The organism is Massilia timonae (genome assembly GCF_001866515.1).
Taxonomy (GTDB): domain Bacteria; phylum Pseudomonadota; class Gammaproteobacteria; order Burkholderiales; family Burkholderiaceae_D; genus Telluria; species Telluria timonae.
Map to the genome: position 1 here is coordinate 403,503 of NZ_JRYB01000001.1, position 19,935 is coordinate 423,437.

Sequence of the window (19,935 nt, forward strand, 5' to 3'; positions counted from 1 at the left end):
GTCAGTCTTCGATGATCTTGAAGCGTGGATCGTCAGGATCGATCGACGAGATGCCGCGCGCTTCCTCGGTCATCGAGGTTTCTTCGGCGCGCTGTTCGGAATGACGCTTTTCTTCGAGGTGCAGGTAGATCGCATTGATCAGGTCCTGGCAGCCTTCGCGGTTGAGGGCCGAGATCTCGAACACGGGGCCTTTCCAGGCCAGGCGCTTGATGACGTCCTTGACGCGCTTCTTGCGCTCGGCGTCGTCGAGCACGTCGAGCTTGTTCAGCACCAGCCAGCGCGGCTTGTTGAGCAGCTCTTCGTCGTACTTTTCGAGTTCCTTGATCAGGGCCTTGGCTTCCTTGACCGGATCGACCTTCTCGTCGAACGACGACAGGTCGACGATGTGCAGCAGCAGGCCGGTGCGCGCCAGGTGGCGCAGGAACTGGTGACCCAGGCCGGCGCCTTCGGACGCGCCTTCGATCAAGCCCGGAATGTCGGCGATCACGAAGCTCTTTTCGTGCGACACGCGCACCACGCCCAGGTTCGGATGCAGGGTGGTGAACGGATAGTCGGCGATCTTCGGCTTGGCGTTCGACACGGCCGTGATGAAGGTGGACTTGCCGGCATTCGGCATGCCCAACAGGCCCACGTCGGCCAGCACCTTCAGCTCGAGGCGCAGGGTGCGGCGCTCGCCATCCTTGCCTTCGGTCTTCTGGCGCGGTGCGCGGTTGGTCGAGGTTTTAAAGTGGATATTGCCCCAGCCACCCTCGCCGCCCTTGGCCAGCAATTCGGTCTGGCCGTGCTCGGTCAGGTCGGCGATGATCTCGCCATTGTTGTCGTCGATGATCAGCGTGCCGACCGGCATGCGGATGGTGATGTCCTCGGCGCCCTTGCCATAGCAATCGGAGCCGCGGCCCGGTTCGCCGTTCTTGCCGGTATGGACTTTCGAGTAACGGAAGTCGACCAGGGTATTCACATTGCGGTCGGCAACCACGTAGATCGAGCTGCCCTTGCCGCCGTCGCCGCCGTCCGGACCGCCGAATGGGCGGAACTTCTCGCGACGGAACGAGGCGCACCCGTTGCCGCCGTCGCCAGCGATGACTTCAATTCTTGCTTCGTCAATAAACTTCATGATTGTGACCGCTAAAAAACTAAAAAGGCCCTACCGTGGGCAGAGCCTTTCGATGGAAGGCTTGCGCCTTGCAAAGAAGCGCCGCTGATGCGGCGCAAGTGCGTTATTACGCTGCGACTGCTTCGTTAGCAACGACGGTCACGAACTGCTTCGAGCCCACGCCTTGCTTGACGAACTTGACGGTACCGTCGACCAGCGCGAACAGGGTGTGATCCTTGCCGGTGCCGACGTTGGCGCCAGCGCGCACTGGGGTGCCGCGTTGACGGATGATGATGCCGCCGGCGTTGATTGCCTGGCCGCCGTAGACTTTCACGCCAAGGCGTTTGCTTTCTGAGTCACGGCCGTTGCGGGTAGTACCGCCGCCTTTTTTGTGTGCCATTGTATTACTCCTTGATGACTAATGCTGGGAACCGGACGGCGATTAGCCGTTGATCGAAACGATCTGGATTTCGGTGAAGTTCTGGCGATGGCCCTGACGCTTCTGGTAGTGCTTACGACGGCGCATCTTGAAGATACGGACCTTGTCGTGACGACCATGCGAAACCACTTTCACCAGCACCGTTGCACCTTCGACCAGCGGAGCACCAAACTTGATGCTGTCGCCCGCGCCAACGGCGAGGACCTGATCGATCGTGAGTTCGGAACCAATGTCAGCCGGTATCTGTTCTACTTTAAGTTTTTCACCAGCGACAACTTTGTATTGCTTGCCACCGGTTTTTATGACCGCGTACATGATTTGAAACCTCATCAAATGTTAAAAGAATCCGCCAGCAACAGAGCCCCGCGCAAGCGCGCTGGACTGTTCGTAAGCCGGGGAACAGGGGATTATACATAAATCGCCGCGATGCGTCAAAAGCGACTGACGATCTCTTCCGTACGTGGCATGCCGCCAACGCCGCACCGACGCCCAGTATCCTCTCAAGAGCGAGCTCTACCCTGCCGGCGGGACGGATATCCCTTGCATACCGTATAATCGCGGCACTCTTATAGTTAACCCACGTTTCGCAGGTCAGCCTTGTCAGCCGCCACTCAACACGCCCAACAGAACTCCATCGTCCAGTCGATCGCCCCAGACATGGAGGCCGTCAACACGGTGATCCGCCAGCGGCTGCATTCCGACGTCACCCTGGTGAACCAGATTGCCGAGTACATCATCAGCGCAGGCGGCAAGCGCATCCGTCCAGTGCTGGTGCTGCTGCTGGCCAATGCCTACGGCTACCGCGGCACGGCCCACCACGAGCTGGCCGCCGTGGTCGAGTTCATCCACACCGCGACCCTGCTGCACGACGACGTGGTCGACGAATCCTCGATGCGCCGCGGCCGCCAGACCGCCAACGCCCTGTTCGGCAATGCCGCTTCGGTGCTGGTGGGCGACTTCCTGTACTCGCGCTCGTTCCAGATGATGGTCGGCCTGGACAATATGCGCGTGATGCAGATCCTGTCCGATGCCACCAACGTGATCGCCGAAGGCGAAGTGCTGCAGCTGCTGAACATGCACGACCCGGACGTGACCGAGGCCGCCTACCTGCTGGTGATCCGCTCCAAGACCGCCAAGCTGTTCGAAGCGGCGGCCGAGCTCGGCGCACTGGTGGCCGGCGCCAACGACGAGCAGATCGCCGCGGCCGGCGAATACGGCCGCTCGCTGGGCACGGCCTTCCAGCTGATCGACGACGTGCTCGACTACGCGGGCGACGCCGCCGAGATCGGCAAGAACCTGGGCGACGACCTGCGCGAAGGCAAGCCGACGCTGCCGCTGATCTGGCTGATGGAGCACGGCACGCCGGAACAGCGTGAGCTGGTGCGCAACTGCATCGAGCAGGGCGACGAGCAGCAATTCGATGCGGTGCTGGCGGCAGTGACGTCCAGCGGCGCGCTGGATTACACCCGCAAGCAGGCCGAGGAAGCGGCCCGCCGCGCGTCGAATGCGATCGCCGATTTGCCCGACAGCGTCTTCAAAAACAGCCTCCTCCAGCTCAGCAGCTTCGCTGTTGACAGGAACCACTAAGTGATTTTATAGTAATGCCTTCCCGGGGTGACCTGTAAAGACACCCCGAACCGTCGGGGTGTAGCTTAGCCCGGTAGAGCGCTACGTTCGGGACGTAGAGGCCGGAGGTTCGAATCCTCTCACCCCGACCACAGAATTCCAAAAGCCAGACCAGGCATCAGCCGGTCTGGCTTTTTTCATTGTTACATGCCTGGCGTAGTCTCCACCGGCGCTCTTTGCTGGGCATCGAACGCCATCGCCAGGCTATCTGGTTGCCTAGGCCAGTTCGGTGACGAACTGCGACATCGGGCGACGCACTTTCTTCAGGTCGACCAGCCAGTCTCCTTCATCCGCACGGTAGCCAATAGGCAAGAGAATCACCGAACGCAATCCCCGTTCGCGCAGCTTCAGGATCTCATCGACCTTGGCAGGATCGAACCCTTCCATCGGCGTGGCATCCACCTTTTCCTCGGCCGCGGCAATCAGCGCACTGCCGAGGCCGATGTAAGCCTGGCGCGCGGCGTGTTCGAAATTGGTCTGGGCATCGCGTTGCGGATACGTCGACAGCAACTGCTGGCGGTAGGCTTCCCAACCTTCGTTTCTGAAGCCGCGCTCGGCGTTCACCAGATCGAACATCGCGTTGATGCGCTCAGCCGTATAGTTATCCCACGCGGCAAACACGAGCAGATGCGAAGCTTCCGTCACCTGCGCCTGGTTCCAGGCATGCGCCCTGATCTGTTCACGCAGAGCCTCGTTCGTCACCACGAACATCTCGTACTGTTGCAGCCCACTGGAACTGGCCGTCAGGCGCACCGCTTCGAGAATGCGGTCGATCTTCTCCTTGGCGACCTTTTTAGTGGGATCCATTTTCTTGGTGGCGTAACGCCACTGCAAGGTTTGCAAGACATTGGACATGCAGAATTCCTTCTATGTGAGTGAATAATGCGCCATGATGCCCGACCCGGAAGTTTCTTGCCGAGCGCCGTCCAATCTATCCGCAACACGTCTTGATTTCACTTACCTCTTCCACTCAAAACGTACTACGCAACCGAACCCCGAGCTGACGCGGCGTCCCCACCAGCACGCGCATGGCGCCATCGGCGGAAGTGTAATAAGCGCGATCGAAGGCATTACGCAGCAGCAGATCCAGCTTGAGCGCGGTGCCGTTCCATTTGAATACGGTGCCAACTCCCAGGTCGGCCACGGTGTACGACGGTAAGGTGATGGAGTTGGCCGAGTCGCCTTCGCGCTCGCCCGCATAGCGCACGGCGGCATTCGCATGCCAGGCAAGACTGCCCGTGCGCCAGCCCGGCGCATAGTGGGCGGCGACCGATGCCGCATGGCGCGGCGCATTCGGCAGCCGGTTCCCCTGCAGTCCACTCGCATCTTCCAGCACTTCGGTCGCGGTATACGCATAGGTCCCGATGACGCTGAGCCGGTCGCCCACCTGCCCCACCAGGTCCAGTTCGGCCCCGCGCGAGCGCGCCTTGCCGATGGCCTGTGCGGTGTCGTCGTCCAGGTTCACGACAATATTCTTCTTCTCGATGTCAAACAGCGCCACCGTGCCCGAAACGCGCTCGTCGACCCTAAACTTGCTGCCCAGTTCCAGCGAGCGGCCCTCGGTCGGGTCGAACGCGCCCTGGGTCGGGCTGCTGGCCAGGTTCGGCACAAAAGACGTGGCGTAGTTGGCATACAGCGACAGCCGCGGATCGAGCTTGTAGAGCGCGCCGAGGCGCGGCAGCACTTCTGACCCGGAGATATTCTGCGTCTCCACGAACTCCAGGCCGGCGCCCTCTTCCTGGCGATAGCGCTGGAGCCGTACCGAAGCCGCAACGATCCAGCGCTCGCCGAGCGCCATGCTGTCCTGGGCGAACACCGAGGTGGTGGCCAGCAGCGCGCGTGCATTGCGGGTCTCGTCGTCGATCTCGTTCGGCACCGGTATCTGGCCGTAGACCGGGTTGACGGTATCGAACCCATCGTGGGTCACGCGCGCCAGCTCGCCCATGGTGCGGCCCAGCGTGCGCTCGTGGTCCACGCCCACCAGCACTTCGTGACCGACCGCGCCGGTGCGGAACTTGCCCACGAGGTCGGCGACCAGGTAGTGGCTGCTGTCATCGACGCCCATGCGTCCGTCGACCCGGCGCCGCAGCAAGCCGGTCGCCTCGTCGTAGCGGTTGGCGCGTACGCGCCAGTCGCTGTAGCGATGCTGGTTGAAGGCGTAGTTCACGCGCGCCGTCCACTGGCCGTCGAGCGCATGCTGCAGCCGCGTGTTGACGAAGTCGGAATTACCCTCCACGCGGGAAAACGGCTCGCTGAGCCGGCGTTCGCGTGGGATGTCGATCGGCCGGCCGTTGGCGCCAAAGATGGCGCCGTCGTCGAAGGGCGCCTCGTAGTCCATGTGTTCGTAGCTGACGATGACTTCGGTGCCGCCGCTGCGCCAGGCAAGCGACGGCGCCACCAGGTCGCGCCGCGTGACGCCGAAATTGCGCCAGTCGTCGCGGTCTTCGGTCGACGCGATGAACCGGTACGACCAGCCGCTGTCGCCGATCGGGCCGGCGTGGTCGAACTGGGCGCCGTAACCGCCGGCCTCCTCCGTATCGAACTGCAGATCGGTGCGCGCACGCGCCAACGGCGCCTTGCTCACCACGTTGATGACGCCACCCGGCTCCTGGATGCCGTACAGCGTCGAGGCAGGTCCCTTGAGCACCTCGACACGCTCGGTGGTGGCGCTGAAATTGCGCGCCTGGACCGAGCGCACGCCGTCGCGCAGGAAGCTGCCCGCGGATTGACCGGTGAATCCGCGGCGTACGAAGGCATCCTGCGTCCCTGCGCGGGTAGGCGCCTGGGCAATACCACTGACGAGCGACAAGGCATCGTCGAGCGTGCGCACCTGCAGGTCTTCCAGCAGGGTCGGACCAAGCACCTGGACCGACTGCGCCACGTCCATCAGCGACTGGTCGGTGCGGGTTGCCGTGGAAGCCTGGCTCGATTCATTGATGACATTCGAGAAGCCCTTGATTTCGACCACCGCCGGTCTGGCGGTTTGCGCAATGGCGGTCATGGCGGGGGCGGCAAGAGCAAAGAAAGCAAGGAGGTGTTTTGGTGACATGAATACGCATGCGACGTCCCGCAAGTCTGCCAGGAACGGCAGCCGCACAAGAACGAAGTGAATGATAATGATTCTCATTCAATATCGTACACGATAACTGTTCGCTAAGTAAATGTATTTTGTATTTAGTATTTTTCAGTAGCGCTTGCCATGGCATTCCGCCCCGATGTGGCTCTGTGGCCAAGTACGGCAGGCTCAAGCCTGAGAACTCTGGACGATCGTCCTTTGGTCTGATTGAACGATGAATATCTCTCCCTTAGGATGAAACTCTCAAACTCAGGTTTCTCGGGAGGCGCCTCATGAACCTCGCTAAACTTTCTCATCATCCGTCACGCGTGGTGGCGGGATGCTTTCTTCTTGCCCTGTCCGCCTGTTCCAATCAAGCGTTGAAGCACGAGCTCGCCACCAGTCGGGAGGCGGTCGATCAAGCGCAGATGGCGGGTGCGGAAGAAAACGCTCCTGCAAATTACGGTGTCGCAGTCGATAAGCTGGCGCGGGCCAACGCCGCTGCCACCGGCCATCATCGGCACGATGCAATGCGCCTGGCCCAGCAAGCCCAGGTCGACGCCAATCTGGCGCGCGCCAAGAGCGAATCGACCCAGGCCAGGATTGCGGCTGCCGAATTGGCCAAGAGTAATCAGATGTTGCGCGAGACAATCAACCGCGCATCCCCGAACCAGTAGAGGTGAGAAATGAACCACATCCTTCGATCAAGCATGGGCGCGGTCATTGCCGGCATCATCGCAGCGGGATGCTCGACGACCCCGCCTGCGTCCAATGTGGCTGCCGCCAATACCGCCATCGGCAACGCCCAGCAGGCGATCGACCAGGCGTCCGCCGATCCCCACGTCGCCAAATACGCTGCAAGCGAACTGGAACGCGCAAGCGCGTCGCTGCAGAAGGCGAAAACGGCGTGGAATGACAAGCACGACCTGACGACCACGACGCATTTCGCCTATATCGCACAGCAACGCGCCGCGACGGCGCAGGAATTCGCAGGCGAGCGGGCGGCGGGCGAGGCCGTGACGGTTGCGGCGGCGGAGCGGGACCAGGTGTATTCGTCGCTTGCAGCAAGAAGCGGCAAACCGAAAGCAATCACGGAACTGGCGCAAAAAGACCTGGTAGGCTTCGCCCCCGGCAGAGCGAAGATCCCGGCCAGCGCCAAGCGTGCGCTTGACGCGTTGGCAGCCACATTGAAAAGCAATCCCGAGCGCGAGGTCGTGATCGAAGGGTATACGGACAATATCGGCGGTCCCCGTTACAACCAGGCCCTGGCCATGAGACGGGCAGATGCGGTGCGTGTCGCCCTGCTCCAGCGTGGCATCGACTCCGGCCGCATCGCCATCCGGTCTCACGGCGAACAGAATCCGGCGGCCAGCAACAAGAGCAGGATCGGGCGTCTGGAAAACCGGCGTGCGGAAGTCGTCACGGGCGACTCCAACACGCAAATGCTGGGTTCGTCACAAATCTCTTCCACGACGTCGAGCGACGAAAACGGGCAATCCAGGCAACCCGAGCGATGATGCCTGGGGCACGGATCTGCATGCGCGTGGTCCCGGATATTCTCGCCCCAGCGACAGGATTGGACAAGCCAGATACGGTCAGCCGGTCTGGCTTTTTTGCTGCTTGCAGGTCTTCCGGCGTCGGACCGTGATGTTCAGGCCAGGGCATATCGGCCTGGGTCATGAGCAGTGTTTGTTCCAATACCGCCATCCGTTTTATGATATGCGTCGCAAGCCGGCCATTGCCGTCACCGGCTGGCATCCAACCTTCAACCAAAAGGAATCCCATGTCCGAAACCCTCACCGTCACCACCGCCGACCGCAGCTTCGACTGCTACGTCGCGCGTCCCGATGTCGTCGGCACCTACCCTGTGATCATTGTGATCCAGGAAATCTTCGGCGTGAACGCCGGCATCCGCAGCATCGCCGACAACTACGCCGCCAAGGGCTATATCGCCGTCGCTCCCGACCTGTTCTGGCGCACCGACCCAGGCATCCAGCTCTCGGAGGCGAGCGAAGCCGACGTCGCCAAGGCCTTCTCGATGTACCAGGCCTATGACTTCGACCACGGCGTGCAGGACATCGCCGCCGCCATCAGCGCCGCGCGCACGATGGAAGGCAGCACCGGCAAGGTCGGCGTCACCGGCTATTGCCTGGGCGGCCTGATGACTTACCTGGCCGCGGCCCGCACGGATGGCGACGCCTTCGCGGCCTATTATGGCGGCGGCACCGACCAGTACCTGCACGAGGCCAAGCATATCGGCGCTCCCCTGCTCTACCACCTGGCCGGCGCCGACGAATACATCGGGCCGGAAGCGCAGGCGCAGATCAAGGCCGCGCTGGAAGGCAAGGCCGATGCCGAAGTGCATGTGTACCCGGGCCGCGACCACGCCTTCGCCCGTCCGGGCGGCAGCCACTACGACCATGACGATGCGACGCTGGCCAACAGCCGCACCGACGAGTTCTTCGCCCGCACCCTGCGCTAAGAGCCCTGCATCAAGCCCTATCGACTGCCGGCGCCATGCCGGCAGGCGCCGTTCCCACTTCGCTTCCCTTCACTGATCCGCTTTTTTCCGCACGCCGCCATGCGTGCGGCGTTCCTCCAAGGCTCATGCTCTAATTCCAACGCCGCTGGACTCCAGACCGTCCGGCACGCCTTGCCTTGGAGAAGCCATGCTCGAATCCGTCGGTACGCCCACGCTCTATCTCTCATTCTCCGCCTTCGTGGTGGTCATGCTGGCCATCGACTTCTTCGGGCTCAAGACCGCCGGCGACCACAAGGTCAGCACCAGGGAAGCGGCCCTGTGGTCGCTCGTGTGGATCACGGTCGCCCTCGCCTTCGGCGGCTGGTTCTACTGGTACCTGGACGGCATCGCCGGGCCCGTCGTCGCGCGCGACAAGGCCTTGGAATACCTCACCGGCTACCTGATCGAAAAATCCCTGGCGGTCGACAATGTGTTCGTCTGGATCACCCTGTTCAGCTTTTTCGGCGTGCCGGCCCAATATCAAAAACGCGTGTTGATGTATGGCGTGCTCGGCGCCATCGTGCTGCGCGCCATCCTGATCTACCTGGGCGCCCTGCTGCTGGCCCAGTTCCACTGGATCCTCTACGTATTCGGCCTGTTCTTGCTGTACACCGGCATCCAGATGCTGATGTCGGCCGACAGCGAACCCGACCTGGCCGACAACAAGCTGCTGAAATGGCTGCGCGGCCATATGCGCATCACCAATGAATACCATGGCGAACGTTTCTTCGTCATCCAGAACGGCCTGCGCTACGCCACCCCGATGTTCATCGTGCTGATCATGGTCGAGATCACCGACGTCATCTTCGCGGTCGACTCGATCCCGGCGATCTTCGCCGTCACCAGCGACCCGTTCATCGTGTTCACGTCGAACGTGTTCGCCATCCTGGGGCTGCGCGCGATGTATTTCCTGCTGGCCGACATGGCCGACCGCTTCCACCTGCTTAAGTACGGCCTGGCCGGGATCCTGATCTTTATCGGAATCAAGATGCTGCTGCTCGATATCTACAAGATTCCGACCGGTATCGCGCTCGGGGTCGTCGGCGCCATCCTGGTCGTCTCGGTCGTCGCGAGCCTGCTGACGACCAAGCCGACCAAGCCGCAGAAGACCCCGCCACCGGCCGCCTGAGAGTCGACGCCGCGCAAGCCCGCGCGGCGCTTCTATCCCGCTGGAACGCCAACTCTCCCGAAGCCTGATCTTCGCCAGAGCCGCCGCGTTCGCTCCGACTACTGTATCTCGACCACCCCGCCGCGCCCATCAGGGTGCGGCGGCATGGCGTCTTGACACGAAAGGAGAATCTCATGGCGAGGTTCGGCGTAGAAGCAATCCGGTACTTCAACCATGCGCGCGCCGCCGGCGTGAGCACGGCGGGAGACCTCACGTACACCTTTAACAGAAGCAATGGGTTCGACAGCAAGTTGCGCTCGGCCGGCCACACGCGCGCTTTCTACTGGGCCAATACCGACGTCTGGGAGACCGACATCCGCGACGTCGACCAGGGCGGGAGCGACCGCAACTGGGTCGACGACGTCGACCTGTTCTGGATCGAGACGCACGGCAATTCCGAGGCCGACGGCCGCGCGCGCATGCTGTACGACATCGCGCACAGCGAATGGCGCACCTGGTCCGACGGGTGGCAACTGGGCGAGGACTGGAACAGCGAATGGGTGATGGCCTATTCCTGCCACACGGTCAACCTGGCCGCCGTCACCGGCCTGTGGAACATCTTCGCGCGCCTGCACATCTATTGCGGCGCCTGGGGCGACATGTACGACGGCATCACCACCGACGAATGCGGCGAGGACGTGGCCGACAACCTGGTCGACGGCGACACCGTCTCGGGCGCCTGGCACGACGGCGTGTCCGACTGGTGGGTCGACAACCATCCGGTCACCGTCTGCGTAGGCGACGCCGCCACCTGGAATGGCGGCGCCATCCGCTGGGATCTGTCCGCCCTGAACCGCGACCACCTGTGGGGCCACGGCGGCGTGAGTCCCGACCTGGCGCCGGCGCAGCAGGCATGTCTCTTGTGGAAGTGGACGGAGGGCTGAACCATGAACCAGCAAACCCTGATCGATACCCTGATGAAGACCGGCGCGCATGCCGTGCCCGGCCGCGCCGACGTGATCGCGCTCACCCCGCTCACCCGCGACGACGCGCGCGCCAACATGAACCGCTTCCTGACCGCGCTGCACGAAGCCGACATCTGCCGCCACGACCGCGCCAACCTGGCCGACCGCGGCGAGCGCAGCGTGGTGCACCTGGCCGACGGCGCGCGCGCCGTGGTCTACCATGCCTCGGGCGCGCTGCAGTACGTGTCCGGCCTGGCGCCGTTCCAGGCGCCGTGGCAGCGGCTGGAAGCAACGCCGGTGCTGGTGCGCCAGCTGGAACAAGCCGCGCAGCGCATCGACCTCGCCGCCTGGGTCGGTGAGCGCGGCAGCCTTGCCTTCGAACGCCTGTGGCAGACCAAGGCGCGCGGCAGCGACCGCGACCAGAAGCTGTCGGACACGCTGCTGGTGCGCGCCACCGGCGCCTGGCGCCATGCGGTGGGAGAAATCCCGGTGTTGGGCGCCGCCTCGGTGGCGCTGCGCCTGGCCGGCGACGGCACGGTCGACGCGCTCGCGCTGAACATCCGCCACAGCGATGCCGAAGTGCTCGACAGCGCGCCCGTCATCGAGGCCGAACTGGCGGCGCGCCAGCTGGCCGAACGCCTGGCCAGCGTGCTGGGCAAGTCGAAGGACCGGCTGCCGGGCGACGTCGTGCAGTCGGCCGTGATGCGCTTCGGCTATCTCGACCTGGGCAAGCGCAAGGCCCAGCGCGTGCTGGCCCCGGCCTACGTGGCGCAGGTCGTGCTGCAGCACCGGCTCGAGCGCCAGGCCTATGTGCTGGCGGTGTCGGGCACCGAGCGGCCGTACATCGAGCTGCCGCTATTCGGCAACGAGGCGCCGGTGGTGCGCTCGCGTGGCTTGCATCCGGAGTGCCGTGACGGGGCATCGTGATCCGGTCACACCACGGCTGAGCGCACCTCCTGCAACAGCGACCTGATCTCGGGCAGGCACGACCCGCAGTTGCCGCCGGCCCGCAGGCAGGCGGTCACCTCGGCCGGCGTCGTCAAGCCCTGCTTCGCGATCGCCGCGCAGATCGTGTTGCGGCCGACGCCGAAGCAGGAGCAGACGGTCGGTCCCGGGTCCGGCCCCAACGTCGGCGCGCGGCCGGCCAGCAAGGTCGCGCGTTCGCGTGCGCTCAGTTCGGCTTGCGCGAACAATCCGCCGAGCCAGGCGCGCGCCGGCAAGTCGGGCCGGCGCGACGCGAACAGGCAGGCTTCCAGGCGACCATCGACCACGAGCGCCGCCCGCAGCATGCCTTCCGACTTGTCCTCGTACTCGATCCAGTCGGCGTCCTCGTCCGCCCCGAGCAGCGCGCGCGCCATCGCCGGCGATACCGGCTCGCGGCCGCCCAGCTCATAGCGCAGGAAGCCGCTGCCGCGCACGCGCGTCCAGTGCGCTACCCGCTCGAGGTTCAGTTCCGTGCGGCTCAGGATGAAGCCATGCCAGGCTACGCCGAACGGCTCCACCCGTACCGGCGTGTGCTTGAACTCGGGCTCGCCCGACACCGGATCGACTTCGGGATTGACCAGCGCGCCGACGCGCGCATCGGAGGCGGTTTGCCCATTCCAGTGGATAGGCACGAACACCGCGCCGCGCGCGATGCCGCCGCCATGCGCCACGCGCGCCACCATCGCGCCCCACTGCGAACTCACGCGGGCCAGTTCTCCCTCGCGCACGCCGGCCAGCAGCGCGTCGTGCGGATGCAAATCCACGAAGGGTTCTGCCGCATGGCCGGCCAGGCGCGGCGACTTGCCGGTGCGCGTCATCGTGTGCCATTGGTCGCGCAGGCGTCCGGTGTTGAGCGCCAGCGGATAGTCTCCGCCCGGCGCGTGCGCGGGCAGCCGCGGCGCGGTCGCGACGAAGCGCGCCTTGCCGTCCGGGTGAGAGAAACGACCATCGCCGAACAGCCTCCCGGTTCCTTCAGTCGGCGCGCGCAGCGGCCATTGCACCGGTTCCAGCGCATCGTAGGCCGCCCGGTCCATGCCGACCAGCGGATCGAGCCTGAAGGCGCGGCGGTAGCCATCTTCACCATTCTTCCAGGTGGACAGGCGCGCATGCTCATCAAAAATCGCGTGCGCGCCGTCGTAATCGAAGCCGGCAAATCCCATGCGCCGGGCCACGTCGCACAGCGCCTGCCAGTCGGCGCGCGCTTCTCCCGGCGCCGGCAGGAAGGCGCGCTGGCGCGAGATGCAGCGCTCGGAATTGGTCACCGTGCCATCCTTCTCGCCCCAGGCCAGCGCCGGCAGCAGCACGTGCGCATACGGCGCGACGTCGGTGTTCGCCACCACGTCCGACACCACCACCAGTTCGCAGGCGGCCAGCGCGCGCCGCACCTGGTCGGCGTCCGGCATGCTGACCACCGGATTGGTGGCCATGATCCACACCGCCTTGACCTTGCCCGCCTCCACCGCGCGGAACAGGTCCACCGCCTTCAGGCCCGGCTTGTCGGCGATGCGCGGCGCGCCCCAGAAGCCGCGCACCGCCTCGCGGTGGCCGGCGTTGTCCAGGTCGAGGTGGGCCGCCAGCATGTTCGCCAGGCCGCCCACTTCGCGTCCGCCCATCGCGTTCGGCTGGCCGGTCAGCGAGAACGGGCCCATGCCGGGACGGCCGATGCGGCCCGTCGCCAGGTGGCAGTTGATGATGCCGTTGACCTTGTCGGTGCCGCTCGAGGACTGGTTCACGCCCATCGAGAACGCCGTCACCACTTTCTCGGTGCGCGCGAACAGTTCATAGAAGGCGCGCAGCTGGGCCGGATCGACGCCGCAGGCGCGCGCCACCTCCTCCACGTCGCCGCCAAGCCTGGCCTCGTCCAGCGCCGCCTCCATGCCGCTGGTATGCGCCGCGACGAAAGCGTGGTCGACGGCGCCTACGCGCGCCAGATGGGCCAGCAGGCCGTTGAACAGCCGCACGTCGCTGCCCGGCTTGAGCGGCAGGTGCAGGTCGGCCAGTTCGCAGGTGGCCGTGCGGCGTGGGTCGAGCACGACGATCTGCAGCTCGGGCCGCGCCTCCTTCGCCTTGACGATGCGCTGGAACAGCGTCGGATGACACCAGGCGGCGTTCGAACCGACCAGCACGATCGCGTCGGCCAGTTCGAAGTCCTCATAGCAGCCCGGCACCACGTCTTCGCCGAAGGCGCGCTTGTGGCCGGCCACGGCGGACGACATGCACAGGCGCGAATTGGTGTCGATATTGGCGCTGCCGACGTAGCCCTTCATGAATTTGTTGGCGACGTAGTAATCCTCGGTGAGGATCTGGCCCGAGACATACAGCGCCACCGCATCCGGCCCGTGCTCGGCGATGATGCGCCTGAAGCCGTCGGCGACGGTGTCCAGCGCCTCCTCCCAGCCGGCGCGCGCCATGGCGCCATCGCGGCGGACGGCTGGCGTCAGCAGGCGGCCATCGAGACCGAGCGTCTCGCCCAGGGCCGAGCCCTTGACGCACAGGCGGCCGCGGCTGGCCGCGTGGCCGGCGTCGCCCTCGATCAGCGCGCCGCCATCGCCCAGCGGCGTGGCTTTCACGCCGCAGCCGACGCCGCAATAAGGACAGGTGGTGCGGATTTCTTGCAGCGGGATCGGCATGTGCGACATGAGTGACTCTCTTCTATGCGGCCTGCGCTTCACACATGGCAGGCCCGAACAACAATCGATCGCGCAGCGCCGACACGTCGGCCCCACGCTGGATCAGGTCGAAATACCAGGGGCCATCGAGCACGTCGCCATACAGCACGGCGCCCGTGATGCGATTCCCCTCGAGCACCAGGCGTTTATAGATGCCGGCGCGGCGATCGCGCAGCACCAGGTCTTGCGTGCCCGGCCCGCCGACGATGTCGCCGGCCGAATACAGGTCGATGCCGGTGACTTTCAGCTTGGTAGCCGTGGCCTGCTGCACGTAGCGGCGATGGCCCAGGCCGGCCAGGTGGGCGGCGCACACGCGCGCCTGGTCCCAGATCGGCGCCACCAGGCCGAAGGTCGCCTTGCGGTGCTGGACGCATTCGCCCACCGCATACACGCGCGGATCGTAGCTCTGCAAGGTGTCGTCGACCACGATGGCGCGCTCGACGTGCAGGCCCGCGGCGCGCGCCAGCGCCACATTCGGACGCACGCCGGCCGCCATCACCACCAGGTCGGCCGGCGCCTCGCTGCCGTCCTTGAAGCGCACGCCCTCCACCTTGCCATTGCCGAGGATGGCCTCGGTCTCGGCGCCCAGCAGGATGCGCAGGCCGCGCCGCTCCAGCGCGCCTTTGAGCAGCAGCGAAGCATCGACGTCGAGCTGCTGGTTCAGCAGGCTCTGGGTGAGATGGACCACGGTCACGTCCATGCCCTGCCGCAGCAGGCCGTTGGCCGCTTCCAGTCCGAGCAGGCCGCCGCCGATCACGACCGCATGCCGGCCCTTGCGCGCCGCCTGCAGCATGGTGTCGACGTCGTCCAGGTCGCGAAAACCCACCACGCCGGGCAGCTCGGCGCCCGGCACCGGGACGATGAACGGTTGCGAACCGGTCGCCAGCAGAAGGCGGTCGTACTGCACCTCCTTGCCCGAACGCGCGCGCACGACGCGCCGCTTGCGGTCGATCGCCACCACCGGGTCGCCCGCATGCAGGGTGATGCCGTGCTCGTCGTACCAGCTGCGCGGATGCAGCACGATCTCGTCCGCCGTCTTTTCGCCGGCCAGGACCGGCGACAGCATGATGCGGTTGTAGTTCACGCGCGGCTCGGCGCCGAACACGGTGATGTCGTACAGATCGGGCGCCAGCGCCAGCAGCTCCTCGACAGTGCGCATGCCGGCCATGCCGTTGCCGACCACGACCAGGGAGGGCTTCATACTGCGACCCACACCTGCCCGCCGTCGATCCGCGCCGGATAGCTGGCGACCGAATGCGCCGGCGCTTCCAGGCACTCGCCGCTCTGCAGGTCGAAATGCTGCTTGTAGATCGGGGACGCAACGACGATGCGCTCGCCGATGCTGCCCACCAGTCCGCGCGACAGCACGGCGGCCTGCGAATTCGGATCGTAGTTATCGATGGCGAACACCCTCGGCTCGTCGGCGCCGACGCGGAACACGGCCACCTGGCGGCCGTTCAGCAAGGCGCACACGCCGGTATCGGGCACGATGTCGGAAAGTAGGCAGACGGCGGTCCAGTGTTCGAGTTGAAGATCACGGTGCATGATGCTCTCCTTTATGCTGCGCTGGCGATGGGAATGACGCGACGGCGTTCGTCGAAAGTGGCGGGACGCACCTGGCCGCGTTCGGGCACGAACACGACGTTCTCGTCGACCTGCGCGCTGTTGACGAAGTGCCGGAAGCGGCGGCGCACGGTTGGATCGGTGACGGCCTCCTTCCATTCGCAGGCATAGGTGTCGACCACGTGCTGCATCTGCGCTTCCAGCTCCTGCGCGATGCCGAGGCTGTCGTCGACCACCACCGCCTTCAGGTAATCGAGGCCGCCTTCCAGGTTCTCGCGCCAGGTGCTGGTGCGCTGCAGGCGCTCGGCCGTGCGCACGTAGAACATCAGGAAACGGTCGGTCAGGCGCACCACCTCTTCTTCGGAGAGGTTCGAGGCGATCAGCTCGGCGTGGCGCGGCTTCATGCCGCCATTGCCGCACACGTACAGGTTCCAGCCCTTGTCGGTGGCGATCAGGCCGACGTCCTTGCCCTGGGCCTCGGCGCATTCGCGGGTGCAGCCCGAGACGCCGAACTTGATCTTGTGCGGCGCGCGCAAGCCTTTATAGCGATTCTCCAGCGCGATGGCGAAGCCGACGCTGTCGCCGACGCCATAGCGGCACCAGGTGGAGCCGACGCAGGATTTCACCGTGCGCAGCGACTTGCCGTAGGCGTGGCCCGATTCGAAGCCGGCCGCGATCAGCTCTTCCCAGATCGCCGGCAGCTGGTCCACGCGGGCGCCGAACAGGTCGACCCGCTGGCCGCCGGTGATCTTGGTGTACAGGCCATACTTCTTGGCCACCATCCCCACCGCGATCAGGCCGTCGGCCGTGACTTCGCCCCCCGGCATGCGCGGCACCACCGAGTAGGTGCCGTCCTTCTGGATGTTGCCGAGGAAGTAGTCGTTCGAATCCTGCAGGCTGGCGTGCTTCGGTTTCAACACGAAATCGTTCCACACCGAGGCCAGGATGTTGGCGGCGGTCGGCTTGCAGACGTCGCAACCGAGTCCCTTGCCGTGGCGCGCCAGCAGCTCGCCGAAGTCCTTGATACCTTCGACACGCACCAGGTGGTACAGCTCCTGGCGCGAGTACGGAAAGTGTTCGCACAGGTGGTTGTTGACCGCCACGCCCAGTTTCTTCAGCTCGGCGTTGAGGACCTGGGTTACCAATGGCACGCAGCCGCCGCAGGCGGTGCCGGCCGAGGTGCAGCTCTTGAGGGCGCCGATGGTGGTGGCGCCACCGGCCACCGCCTCGCACAGGGCGCCTTTGCTGACGTCGTTGCACGAGCAGACCTGGGCCGTGGCTGGCAGCTTGTCGACGCCGATCGCCGGACGCGCCGCGCCGGTGTCGGGCAGGATCAGGTATTCCGGCGCTTCCGGCAGCTCGATCCTGTTCAGCATCGTCTGCAGCAGCGCGCCATAGGCCGACGCCTCGCCCACCAGCACGCCGCCCAGCAGGTATTTGCCGCAGCTGGAGACGACGATCTTGCGGTAAGTCTGGCGACGTTCATCGAGGAACTGATAGCTGCGGCTGCCCGGCGTGGCGCCGTGGGCGTCGCCGATGCTGGCCACGTCCACGCCCATCAGTTTCAATTTGGTGCTCATGTCGGCGCCAGCGAAACCGCATTCCGTGCCTGCCAGGTGCCGCGCCGCGGTGCGCGCCATATCGTAGCCCGGCGCGACCAGGCCGAACAGCTGGCCGTTCCACAAGGCGCATTCGCCGATGGCATACACGTGCGGGTCCGATGTCTGGCAACGGTCGTCGATGACGATGCCGCCGCGTGGGCCGATCTCGAGGCCGCAAGCGCGCGCCAGCTCGTCGCGCGGACGGATGCCGGCCGAGAACACGATCATGTCGGTGTCCAGGTGCGTACCGTCCGCGAACTGCATGCGATGGGTCGCCTCCTCGCCGTCGACGATGGCTAGCGTGTTCTTCCCGGTATGGACGCCGACGCCCAGCTCCTCGATACGGGTGCGCAGCACGCGCGCGCCGGGATCGTCGACCTGCACCGCCATCAGGCGCGGCGCGAATTCGACCACGTGGGCGTTCAGGCCCAGGTCGCGCAGCGCCTTGGCGCATTCGAGGCCCAGCAGGCCGCCGCCGACCACGACGCCCGACTTCGAACGCGCCCCGCATTCCTGCATCGCCTCCAGGTCTTCGATGGTGCGGTAGACAAAGCAATCCTTGCGGTCGGCGCCCGGCACCGGCGGCACGAAGGGATACGAGCCGGTCGCCAGCACGAGGCGATCGTAGGCGACGGAGGAACCGTCGGCCAGGGTCACGCTCTGCGCCACGCGGTCGATCCCGACCACTTTCGCGTTCAGGCGCAGCACCATGTCTTCCCGTTCGAAGAAGCCGGGTGCGACCAGCGACAGGTCGTCCGCACTTTTACCAGCGAAGAATTCCGACAGGTGCACGCGGTCGTAGGCCGGCCGCGGCTCTTCGCCCAGCACCGTCACGCGCAGCTCTTTCCGCCCGCTGGCGGCCAGGGTTTCGAGGAATTTGTGGCCCACCATGCCGTGGCCGATGACGACGATATGCATTTGCTGCTCCCTAATTAAGCTGCTGCGGCTGCCGGCGCCGTGTTGGCGCTGGTCGTGGTGAATCGGGCTGCGATGGCGCAGACGCTGGCGACCAGCACCAGGCCGCTGAGGATCGTGAGCGTCTGCTTGATGTCGCCCGTGCCCTTCATCAGGAAGCCGGCCGCCACCGCGCCGACGTTGCCGCCGGCGCCGACGATGCCGGCCACGCCGCCCAGCGCCTTCGGCGCGATGAACGGCACCAGCGCATAGGTCGCGCCGCACGCCATGTGGGTGAACAGGCCGAACACCAGCATCGCGACCACGGCGAACACCACGCCCTCGGCCTGGGCGAACCACAGCAGGCCAAGGCCTTCGCCGATCATCAGCACGAACAGCACGGTCACGCGGCGGTTCAGGTCACCCGACAGAGCCGCCTTGTCCGACAGCCAGCCGCCCAGCGCGCGGGCGAACAGCGCCAGCAGGCCGAAGCTGCCGGCGGCCATGCCGGCCTGGGCCAGCGACAGGTCGAAGTGCTCGACGTAGTACACGGCGGCGATGTTGTGGATGAAGATCTCGATGCCGAAGCAGGCGCCATAAGTGACGAACAGCAGCCAGGCGCGGTAGTTGCGGCAGCCGGCGACGAAGCTCGCCCAGCCGCCCTTGCCGCCGCCCTCCGGCATGCGGCCGGTCTTGCGCAAGTCGTCGTAATTGCCGGCCGGGCAATCCTGCGTATAGCGCCAGTAGAAGAAGGCCATCACGATCATCATCACGCCGGGCACCACCAGCGCCAGGCGCCAGCTCAGCGACTGGCTCACGCCCAGCATCACGATCGCGGTGAGCATCAGCGGCATGACCGCCTGCGCCGCGCCGCCGCCGGCATTGCCCCAGCCGGCCGCCGCCGCGTTGGCGGTGCCGACCACCTTCGGTCCGAACATGACGGAAGTGTGGTACTGGGTGATGACGAAGCTGGCGCCGACCGCGCCGATGCCCAGGCGCGCCAGCAGGAAGGCTTCGTAGCTCTGCGCCAGCGCCACGCCCAGCACGGGAATCGCGCCCAGCAGCAGCAAGCCGGTGTACGTCTTGCGCGGGCCGTAGCGGTCGCACAGCGGGCCGACCAGCAGACGCACGAAGATGGTGATCGCGACCGCCGCGATATTGATGTTGGCGATCTGCTCCATCGAGAGTCCGAATTCGCCCTTGATGACCGGCATCAGCGGCGCGCAGGCGAACCAGGCGAAGAAGCAGATGAAGAAGGCGACCCAGGTCAGGTGGAAGGCGCGCATGGGCGCGCCCTGGAAGGAAAAGAGCTTGATGCTGTCCGCTTTGCTGGCCATTGTTCTTCCTTTGAAAAACGAAAAGGCGTCCGCGCTTGCTGCCATGGGCAGTAGCTGCGGACGCCGTTGTCCTGTTGCCG

General features: G+C 65.4%; 17 protein-coding genes and 1 tRNA gene. 8 read left to right on the forward strand and 10 right to left on the reverse strand.

What is annotated here, in order from left to right; all coding sequences use genetic code 11:
• Position 1: 1 nt before the first annotated feature.
• From cgtA to rplU, 3 genes are all read right to left on the reverse strand, one after another.
• Entirely contained in the window at positions 2-1,114 is a 1,113-nt protein-coding gene (gene cgtA, locus LO55_RS01765) for an Obg family GTPase CgtA (protein ID WP_005668439.1), read from the reverse strand.
• Positions 1,115-1,220: 106 nt separating this feature from the next.
• On the reverse strand, positions 1,221-1,493 hold the full coding sequence (rpmA, locus tag LO55_RS01770; RefSeq protein WP_005668438.1) for a 50S ribosomal protein L27: 273 nt from the start codon (positions 1,491-1,493) through the stop codon (positions 1,221-1,223).
• A 42-nt stretch (positions 1,494-1,535) separates the two neighbouring features.
• Positions 1,536-1,847 carry a 50S ribosomal protein L21 gene (gene rplU / locus LO55_RS01775; protein ID WP_005668436.1) on the reverse strand — a complete coding sequence of 104 codons (312 nt, stop codon included), beginning with the start codon at positions 1,845-1,847 and terminating at the stop codon, positions 1,536-1,538.
• 282 nt (positions 1,848-2,129) lie between these two features.
• Here rplU and ispB point away from each other — a divergent pair, with 282 nt between their 5' ends.
• A complete protein-coding gene (gene ispB, locus LO55_RS01780) occupies positions 2,130-3,119 on the forward strand; it encodes an octaprenyl diphosphate synthase (protein WP_071360207.1) in 990 nt (329 codons plus the stop codon).
• Positions 3,120-3,173: 54 nt separating this feature from the next.
• Positions 3,174-3,250, forward strand: a tRNA-Pro gene (locus tag LO55_RS01785).
• 124 nt (positions 3,251-3,374) lie between these two features.
• Here the strand turns inward: LO55_RS01785 and LO55_RS01790 are convergent.
• Both LO55_RS01790 and LO55_RS01795 read right to left on the reverse strand, forming a co-directional pair.
• The gene (locus LO55_RS01790) at positions 3,375-4,013 is read right to left on the reverse strand and encodes an NAD(P)H-dependent oxidoreductase (RefSeq protein ID WP_071360208.1); all 639 of its coding nucleotides are present in this window, start codon (positions 4,011-4,013) and stop codon (positions 3,375-3,377) included.
• Between the two features lie 115 nt (positions 4,014-4,128).
• Positions 4,129-6,159, reverse strand: a complete 2,031-nt coding sequence (locus tag LO55_RS01795; protein WP_177185493.1) for a TonB-dependent siderophore receptor — start codon at positions 6,157-6,159, stop codon at positions 4,129-4,131.
• A 347-nt stretch (positions 6,160-6,506) separates the two neighbouring features.
• On the opposite strand from LO55_RS01795, the gene LO55_RS25625 reads away from it, so the two are divergent.
• The 6 genes from LO55_RS25625 (at position 6,507) to LO55_RS01825 (ending at position 11,734) form a co-directional block, all read left to right on the forward strand.
• Positions 6,507-6,890: a DUF4398 domain-containing protein gene (locus LO55_RS25625; RefSeq protein WP_083415105.1), complete on the forward strand. Its 384-nt coding sequence runs from the start codon at positions 6,507-6,509 to the stop codon at positions 6,888-6,890.
• A gap of 9 nt (positions 6,891-6,899) precedes the next feature.
• The gene (locus LO55_RS01805) at positions 6,900-7,730 is read left to right on the forward strand and encodes an OmpA family protein (protein ID WP_083415108.1); all 831 of its coding nucleotides are present in this window, start codon (positions 6,900-6,902) and stop codon (positions 7,728-7,730) included.
• 266 nt (positions 7,731-7,996) lie between these two features.
• Positions 7,997-8,695 carry a dienelactone hydrolase family protein gene (locus tag LO55_RS01810; RefSeq protein ID WP_071360212.1) on the forward strand — a complete coding sequence of 233 codons (699 nt, stop codon included), beginning with the start codon at positions 7,997-7,999 and terminating at the stop codon, positions 8,693-8,695.
• Positions 8,696-8,882: 187 nt separating this feature from the next.
• On the forward strand, positions 8,883-9,863 hold the full coding sequence (locus tag LO55_RS01815) for a TerC family protein (protein ID WP_005668422.1): 981 nt from the start codon (positions 8,883-8,885) through the stop codon (positions 9,861-9,863).
• A gap of 173 nt (positions 9,864-10,036) precedes the next feature.
• Entirely contained in the window at positions 10,037-10,786 is a 750-nt protein-coding gene (locus tag LO55_RS01820) for a DUF6345 domain-containing protein (RefSeq protein WP_071360213.1), read from the forward strand.
• Between the two features lie 3 nt (positions 10,787-10,789).
• Entirely contained in the window at positions 10,790-11,734 is a 945-nt protein-coding gene (locus LO55_RS01825) for a hypothetical protein (protein ID WP_071360214.1), read from the forward strand.
• Between the two features lie 5 nt (positions 11,735-11,739).
• On the opposite strand, the gene LO55_RS01830 is transcribed toward LO55_RS01825, so the two are convergent.
• The 5 genes from LO55_RS01830 to LO55_RS01850 are packed head-to-tail and all read right to left on the reverse strand — an operon-like array spanning position 11,740 to position 19,855.
• A complete protein-coding gene (locus LO55_RS01830) occupies positions 11,740-14,430 on the reverse strand; it encodes a nitrate reductase (RefSeq protein ID WP_071360215.1) in 2,691 nt (896 codons plus the stop codon).
• Between the two features lie 13 nt (positions 14,431-14,443).
• Positions 14,444-15,661: an NAD(P)/FAD-dependent oxidoreductase gene (locus LO55_RS01835; RefSeq protein WP_071360216.1), complete on the reverse strand. Its 1,218-nt coding sequence runs from the start codon at positions 15,659-15,661 to the stop codon at positions 14,444-14,446.
• On the reverse strand, positions 15,658-16,005 hold the full coding sequence (gene nirD, locus LO55_RS01840) for a nitrite reductase small subunit NirD (protein ID WP_071360217.1): 348 nt from the start codon (positions 16,003-16,005) through the stop codon (positions 15,658-15,660). Before nirD ends, LO55_RS01835 begins: the two co-directional genes overlap by 4 nt.
• A gap of 11 nt (positions 16,006-16,016) precedes the next feature.
• Positions 16,017-18,542, reverse strand: a complete 2,526-nt coding sequence (gene nirB / locus LO55_RS01845) for a nitrite reductase large subunit NirB (RefSeq protein ID WP_071360218.1) — start codon at positions 18,540-18,542, stop codon at positions 16,017-16,019.
• 14 nt (positions 18,543-18,556) lie between these two features.
• On the reverse strand, positions 18,557-19,855 hold the full coding sequence (locus LO55_RS01850; RefSeq protein WP_071360219.1) for an MFS transporter: 1,299 nt from the start codon (positions 19,853-19,855) through the stop codon (positions 18,557-18,559).
• Between the last annotated feature and the right edge of the window lie 80 nt (positions 19,856-19,935).

Bases quoted from the DNA above. Each gene is read 5' to 3' on its own strand.
- rplU (WP_005668436.1), bottom strand. From the start codon at position 1,847: ATGTACGCGGTCATAAAAACCGGTGGCAAGCAATACAAAGTTGTCGCT.
- LO55_RS01825 (WP_071360214.1), top strand. From the start codon at position 10,790: ATGAACCAGCAAACCCTGATCGATACCCTGATGAAGACCGGCGCGCAT.
- LO55_RS01795 (WP_177185493.1), bottom strand. From the start codon at position 6,159: ATGACCGCCATTGCGCAAACCGCCAGACCGGCGGTGGTCGAAATCAAG.
- LO55_RS01850 (WP_071360219.1), bottom strand. From the start codon at position 19,855: ATGGCCAGCAAAGCGGACAGCATCAAGCTCTTTTCCTTCCAGGGCGCG.
- LO55_RS01790 (WP_071360208.1), bottom strand. From the start codon at position 4,013: ATGTCCAATGTCTTGCAAACCTTGCAGTGGCGTTACGCCACCAAGAAA.
- nirB (WP_071360218.1), bottom strand. From the start codon at position 18,542: ATGCATATCGTCGTCATCGGCCACGGCATGGTGGGCCACAAATTCCTC.
- nirD (WP_071360217.1), bottom strand. From the start codon at position 16,005: ATGCACCGTGATCTTCAACTCGAACACTGGACCGCCGTCTGCCTACTT.
- LO55_RS01805 (WP_083415108.1), top strand. From the start codon at position 6,900: ATGAACCACATCCTTCGATCAAGCATGGGCGCGGTCATTGCCGGCATC.
- LO55_RS01830 (WP_071360215.1), bottom strand. From the start codon at position 14,430: ATGTCGCACATGCCGATCCCGCTGCAAGAAATCCGCACCACCTGTCCT.
- LO55_RS25625 (WP_083415105.1), top strand. From the start codon at position 6,507: ATGAACCTCGCTAAACTTTCTCATCATCCGTCACGCGTGGTGGCGGGA.
- rpmA (WP_005668438.1), bottom strand. From the start codon at position 1,493: ATGGCACACAAAAAAGGCGGCGGTACTACCCGCAACGGCCGTGACTCA.
- cgtA (WP_005668439.1), bottom strand. From the start codon at position 1,114: ATGAAGTTTATTGACGAAGCAAGAATTGAAGTCATCGCTGGCGACGGC.
- LO55_RS01820 (WP_071360213.1), top strand. From the start codon at position 10,037: ATGGCGAGGTTCGGCGTAGAAGCAATCCGGTACTTCAACCATGCGCGC.
- LO55_RS01835 (WP_071360216.1), bottom strand. From the start codon at position 15,661: ATGAAGCCCTCCCTGGTCGTGGTCGGCAACGGCATGGCCGGCATGCGC.
- LO55_RS01815 (WP_005668422.1), top strand. From the start codon at position 8,883: ATGCTCGAATCCGTCGGTACGCCCACGCTCTATCTCTCATTCTCCGCC.
- LO55_RS01810 (WP_071360212.1), top strand. From the start codon at position 7,997: ATGTCCGAAACCCTCACCGTCACCACCGCCGACCGCAGCTTCGACTGC.